Source organism: Gordonia sputi NBRC 100414 (assembly GCF_000248055.1).
Classification (GTDB): Bacteria; Actinomycetota; Actinomycetes; order Mycobacteriales; family Mycobacteriaceae; genus Gordonia; species Gordonia sputi.
Genome location: NZ_BAFC01000067.1, coordinates 1 through 6,439, shown reverse-complemented (window position 1 = coordinate 6,439; position 6,439 = coordinate 1). Strand labels below are relative to the sequence as shown.

General features: G+C 64.5%; 5 protein-coding genes. 4 read left to right on the top strand and 1 reads right to left on the bottom strand.

The genetic code is table 11. The annotated features are described in order from the left end of the window. The 3 genes from GOSPT_RS11490 to GOSPT_RS11480 all read left to right on the top strand — a co-directional run. The coding region (locus GOSPT_RS11490; RefSeq protein ID WP_005206295.1) for a hypothetical protein at positions 1-1,416 on the top strand (1,416 nt) is incomplete at its 5' end. Next, the gene (locus GOSPT_RS11485; protein ID WP_005206293.1) at positions 1,413-3,020 is read left to right on the top strand and encodes a glycosyltransferase; all 1,608 of its coding nucleotides are present in this window, start codon (positions 1,413-1,415) and stop codon (positions 3,018-3,020) included. The genes GOSPT_RS11490 and GOSPT_RS11485, both read left to right, overlap by 4 nt. Then, on the top strand, positions 3,017-4,693 hold the full coding sequence (locus GOSPT_RS11480) for an ArnT family glycosyltransferase (RefSeq protein ID WP_005206291.1): 1,677 nt from the start codon (positions 3,017-3,019) through the stop codon (positions 4,691-4,693). The genes GOSPT_RS11485 and GOSPT_RS11480 overlap by 4 nt, the downstream gene beginning before the upstream one ends. 7 nt (positions 4,694-4,700) lie before the next feature. On the opposite strand, the gene GOSPT_RS11475 is transcribed toward GOSPT_RS11480, so the two are convergent. Further along, complete coding sequence (locus GOSPT_RS11475; protein ID WP_005206287.1) at positions 4,701-5,831, bottom strand: glycoside hydrolase 5 family protein; 1,131 nt, start codon at positions 5,829-5,831, stop codon at positions 4,701-4,703. Between the two features lie 36 nt (positions 5,832-5,867). Here GOSPT_RS11475 and GOSPT_RS11470 point away from each other — a divergent pair. Next, positions 5,868-6,439, top strand: a 572-nt coding sequence (locus GOSPT_RS11470) for a DUF2599 domain-containing protein (protein ID WP_306302061.1), incomplete at its 3' end; no start/stop codon positions are given.

Genomic DNA, 6,439 nt, shown 5'->3' with positions numbered 1-6,439 from the left:
GTCGGCTACTGGCACAACATCGGGCAGTGGTACCGCGAGATCTTCGTGTACGGGTCGGATCTGAGTTACATCCTCGTGGTGGTCGTCCTGGTCGTGATGGCCGCGTACGGGGTCACGTTGCGCCGCCACGAGGAGCGGGCGATCCGCGATCGTCAGACCGACATCATCGTCGGTGTCATCGTGATGCTGCTGTCGTTCTGCTTCGACGGCGCGCTGACCAACCGGTTCACCGGTGCGCTGTATCTGCTGACGCACCTCGACATCCTCGGCTTGCTGACGTTCTTCTTCGGTGGTGCGGTCCTGATGTTCGGGCTGCGGCCGACGATGCGCTACCACTGGGTGTGGCTGTTCGGACTGGTGACGTTTCCGATCGTGTACCGGGTCGCGTTGCTGAGTATCGGTGGCAACGAGCTGTCCGCGGGTCTGGTGATGACGGTGTTCGGCGCGATGGCCGCGGCGATCGCGATCGGTCGCGATCGACGGTCGGCTCTGATCGGCTTCGTTGCGGCGGTCGTGCTCGGCGTCGTGATCGTCGTGGTTGTCCACATCCTGCATCCCGACGCCCCGCTGTTCGCGTTTCAGGCACTCCCCGCGGTTGGCAGCGTCTTCGTCGTCGGGTTGATCGCGTACCTGCGTCGACGGCGGCACACGACGTCGCGTCCGTTCGACCGCCCGCTGTACGAGCCGGGCGTCGAGACGGTCAAGGCGGGCGCGATCTCGGTGCTCGTGGTCAGTGCTCTCATCACGCTGCTCCTGCCGTTTCAGCGAGTGGTTGCCACGCCGGTGACGACGATCGCGGGATTGTCGACACAGGCACCATTGGCGGTGCCACCCGAGTGGCGCCAGGATGGGCCGACGCTGCGCTACGACTTCGCCGACAACCTCTACGGACGCGGTGCGCAGTTTGCGCGACAGAGTCTGATCCAGCAATCCGGGGATATCGCATTCGACAAGGAGGCTCGCCCGCGCAAGGTGGTCGTCGACACGATCGAAACGCTTCACCCGCTGCGGTTCGACCTCTATCCGCAGACCTTCACCTACAATCTTTCGGGCAATCGCTTCTCGGATTCGGCCAATGTGGTGCTGCCGCATGGCATCCCAGCGGTCCTCGAGGTAATCCTCGACGACAAGAGGTACCTCACCTACACCCTGCTCACCTGGCTCTGGGGCGACGGCGAGCACGCACAGCAGGTGTCGGTGTGGTCGGTCGACAACCACGAGCCGAACGCCTACTTCCCGCAACCCACCCTGACGATCGCGACGAATCTGCGTGCGCTGATCGACGTCACCTTCCGGGGCAACGCGGTGATCCGCGACGACCGGCCTGATTTCAAGGACCGGCAGCTGGTACTCGACGCCGGGCGCGACATCGTCAACGAACAACTGTCCGGCGTACGGCGGGAGGATCAACCATGACCGAATCCGCCTCGGAGCAACCGACATTCGCCTCGCCGGACACAAAAGAAGAAGTCGACGAACTGCTTTCGGACGAGAAGTACCGCACGGCAGCGCTCGACGACGCGATCAACCGGCTGCGTCGTGAAGATCCGATGATGACCGCGTCGGTAGCGTTCAGCCGGACGCAGAAGATCATCGGTGCCGTCGTGATCGCCGTCATCGTCGTGGGGTTCGTGTTCTGGCCGATCGGCACCGCGGCCACGCTCGTATCGATCGCGACGGTGATCTACATCGTCTCGCTCATCGAGCGGCTCAACACATTTCGGCTCGGCCTGGTCAACGGTGCGATCCGGATCTCCGACGAACAAGCGCGCGCGATCGCCGACGACGACCTGCCGAAGTACACCGTGCTGGTTCCCGCATACGGTGAGCCGGAGGTCGTCGGGCAGTTGATCGAGGCGATGGAATCGTTCGAATACCCGCAGGAGAAGCTGCAGGTATTGCTCCTGCTCGAGGAGGACGACGCACCGACGATCGAGGCCGCCCATGCGGTCGACTCGTCGCCCATCATCACCTCTGTGCTCACACCGCCGGGCGATCCGCGGACCAAACCGAAAGCCTGCAACTACGGGTTGCATTTCGCCACAGGCGATATCGTCACCATCTTCGACGCGGAGGATCACCCAGACCCGCTCCAGTTGCGCAGAGTGGTGGCGACGTTTCGTGAACTCGACGACGATTCCGTCATCTGCGTGCAGGGCAAGCTGAGCTTCTACAACGTCACCGACAACGTTCTCACACAATGGTTTACCGCCGACTACGGCATCTGGTTCGGCTACCTGTTGCCGGGTCTGATGGTCAGCAAGGCGACGATTCCGTTGGGCGGGACGTCGAATCACTTCCGCAAGGACATGCTCATCGAGCTCGGTGCGTGGGATCCGTTCAACGTCACCGAGGACGCCGATCTCGGGGTGCGCATCGCGGGCGAGGGGTACCGCACCGCTGTGCTCGACTCGGTCACGCTCGAAGAAGCAAATGTGGACGGTATCAACTGGATTCGCCAGCGGTCGCGTTGGTACAAGGGCTACATGCAGACGTGGCTCGTGCACATGCGCAGGCCCCGACGGCTCTTCCACTTCATGGGGCTGCTCGGCATGATCCGGTTCACCCTGCTGATTGCCGGCACTCCCTTCATCGCGTGTATGAACATGATCTTCTGGCTCATCCTGATCGTGTGGATCGCCGGGCAGCCCGCGTTTGTCGCGGAGCTCTTTCCCGGGCCGATCTATTACCTGTCGCTGATCTCGTTCGTCATCGGTAACAGCGCGGCGATCTACATGACGCTCGTCGCGAATAGGGAGGACGACCGCGGCGAACTGCTCTGGTCGGGGCTCATCGTCCCGTTCTACTGGGTGATGATGAGCATCGCGGCGATCAAGGGCATGTGGCAGTTGCTGTTTCGACCGTCGTACTGGGAGAAGACCGCCCACGGACTCACCTCCGACGCCAGTCCGTCCGATACTGCTGAGACGTCTCCCGCTTCTGAGACGACGTCGGATGCATCGGCTTCGTCGGGTAGGTCTTCGTCGGGTACGGCTTCGTCGACGCAGGCGGCTCAATGACCCGTCGATCCGTCGCGCTGTGGCTTGTCGTGTGGCTGGCCTACCTCGCTTTCGGTGTGTACCTGGCCGTCGGCGTGCACGCCTACTTCGGCGACTCGCTGTCCAGGGTGCAAGCCGCGCAGAGTGTGCTGTTCAGTCGGGATCCGCACTTGGCCGCAATAGGATTCATCTTCACGCCGCTGACGGCGCTCGTGCAGCTACCGCTCACCGCGTTGTCGGTGTGGTGGCCGCAGATGACGACCGACGCGTTGTCGGCGGCGATCATGTCGTCGGCATTCATGGCGGGCGCCGTGGTGCAGGTGTCGGGGGTGGCGCGCGACAGAGCACTGCCGACTGCGATGACCGTCATCGTGACGCTCGTGTTCGCGCTCAACCCCATGATCGTCCTGTACGCGGCCAATGGGATGAGCGAGGCGCCGTACATCTTCTTCCTCGCGTGGGCGGTCCGGCGGCTGATCCGGTGGGTCGACACCGACGACGTACACGAATTGATCGTCGCCGGAATCGCTCTCGGCCTCGCCTACCTCACCAGATACGACGGCGCGGTCGCCGCGTTCGTCGCAGGTTGCTTTGTGGCGTTCGTGACCTATCGACGTTCCGACAAGGCGGCCGGGCGCAGGCTGCGAGTGCAGCGGGCGCTGCTCGACGTCGTGCTCGTCGCATCGCCGAGCCTGCTGGCGTTCATCGTGTGGGCACTGACGAGTTGGCTGATCACCGGCCAGGCGTTCGCGCAGTTCACCTCGCAGTACGGCAACTCCGCGATCATCGATCAATCAGGTGGCACAGGCAGTGCGACCGGCCTTGACGCACTGCGTTTCTCGATCACCGAACTACTCATCCTTGCGCCGCTCTACCTTGTACTGTTCGTGCTCGTCGCGTGGGTGCGTATTCGGCGGCACCGGCTGTATCCGCTGGCGGTACCGGTCCTGATCATCGGTGCGGTGATCGCATTTCAGGTGCTGAGTTACGTTCGTGGAACCACTTTCGGGTTCTTGCGCTTCTACATGACGATCATCCTGTTGGCCGCGGTGACCGCTCTGCTTGCCACCCCGGCGCGTCGTATCGAGCCGTACCGTCGGCTCGGGCCGCGATCGGCACTGCCGCAAGCGAATCCGCGCGCGGGCCGAGGATGGCGGTACGGACTGATCGGCACGGTCGCTGTCCTCGCATTCGTGGTGGGGCTCCCGGTCACCGCGACGGGCATGACGTCGCCGAAGTACGCGCCGCAGGAGTTCGCGTACCGATCTGTCGTTGCGCCCAAACCGGATTCGACGGAGAAGCGCTATCTCGACGAGGAGCGGGTGTTGCGGTCGTTCTCCACTGAGCGGGCGCTCGCAGAGTACCTCGACTCGCTGCATCTGCCGGACGGTAGCGTGCTCACCGACACCGTCTATGGGTTCGCCGTCGTCGTGCAATCCCGACATCCGAAGCAGTTCGTGATCCCGTCAGATCAGGACTTCGACGAGATCTTGAACGAACCCGCCCGCTTCGGCGTGCGGTTTCTGCTGGCGGTGCCGCGCGCGGGCCGCGGGTCGTCGGACGCATTGAACATTCGGTACCCCACGCTGTACGAGAATGGCGATCAGATTTCCACGCTCGTGCTCGAGGCCCGCAATCAGGGAGCCAACATGCCGAACTGGCGTGTGTACGAGGTGAATCCGCGGACGTCGTGAACGTGTGTCAGGAGATTTCGTGCGCAACGACCTGCCACGCGGGGTCGTCGTAGCCGATGTCGAAGGTGCATTCGTCCGTCCGCGGGTCGGGGACGAATGCCCATAGCAGGGCGCCAGCGACCCCGACGGAGCGCAGCGATTCGTACTTGCTGGTGAACTGACGCGCGCGGGCGTCGAGCGACAGACACGACCCTGCTTCGATCCCGATCTCGTTGACCACCAAAGGTTTACCGAGGTTTCTCGCTTGGGCAAGGCGCGCGGGGAGATTGCTGCCACCCGGTGCGATCGCACCGCCCGCGCTGTAGTCGTGGTAGTCGAGAACGTCGAGGCCGGGGGAGGCGGCGACGCGCGCGTAGTCGCCTCCCGTGAGCCCACATTGATCCCCGCCGACGAAGCCCGAGAAGATCGGGTGGGTGGGGTCGATGGCCCGGATGCGTTGGCCGACTTCGTCGAAGAATGTACGCAGAACCGCCGCGCCGTTGGCCGGACAGGTGCGTGTCTGCCAGGCACATCCGGTAGCTCCGCAGTTGCTCGCCTCGGACTCACCGACAGGCTCCCAGCCCGCGAGCGTCGGTTCGTCGCGCCAGCGCTTAATTGCGGTCGACAGCCAGTCGGAGAAGGTCATTCCCGCGGCGATTTCGGTTGTGTGCCAACCGCTCTGATACCACGAACGCTCTTTGAACTTCTCGTTCTCACATGCGCCGGAGCTTCCGGTCAGCACCGGCAGAATCATCTGGTTGTGCCGTTTGGCGGCAGCGAAGACGGCGTCGAGCCGTGAAAGGTTGTTCTTGCCGGTCTTCTTGTCGACGACGAACGCCGAGTAGAGGTTGAACCGGGTGAGCGCGCGTGGTGGGAGCTTGCCGAAGTACTCGTCGAGGTCGACCTGCGCGCCGCATCCGACGTTGATCGCCCAGTCGGTGCCGAGCTGGTAGCTGTTGAACCCGGCGGGAAACCAGGTGCGTCCGTCGAGCACGAGGCCCGTTTCTGTCGTCGACACCCTGCCGGTGAAATCGTGGTCAGCGGACTGGGCCGTCGACGACTCGTCGAGCGCCTTGGGAGCAGGTTCGCCGCACGCTGCGGCGATGACCATGACCACCGCAGCGATCACACAGAATCGGAGTGCGTGCCGGAAGGTCACGCATCGAACCCTACTCCGCCGACTACCGTCGAAGCGGTGAGAACATTCCGGACGACGCGTGCCCTCGTGCTCCCGATGGTGGTGCTCTCGTTCGCGCTACTGACCGGCTGCGGCGCGGACTCGACGTCGAACGCGGAACCGAGCGGCTCGACGCCGAGTGTGTCGGGGTCTGGGGCTGTGGCGAGTCCGTCTCAGTCCGGGCCCGACGCGGTGTCTGGAGCTGAGTCTGGGGCACCGTCAGCGTCTGCGGTCCTCGATCCGGCGCACCCGCCGCCATACGTCGACCACGTCGCGTGGGCGAGCACGGCCGTCGGGCCGAGTCTGCAGATCTACCCCACGTCCGACGGCCGCGCGAGCATCGCCGACGACGGCGCGGAGGTCGCCTGGCGCGAGGTGCTCGCGCTGGCCCCCGATGCCGACACCCCCGGCATGAAAGCGCAATTCGTGTGCCACTGGAACTTCGCCCGCGCCGTCGACCCGAACAAGCCGAGCTGGAACCTCGAACCGCGGCGGCCCGTCGTCGACGACTCCACGATGATCGCCACCCGCTGCAACCCCGGCGGCCCCCGAGGAGTGACGGCGCCGCGCGCCGGGGTCCGGGCCGGCGC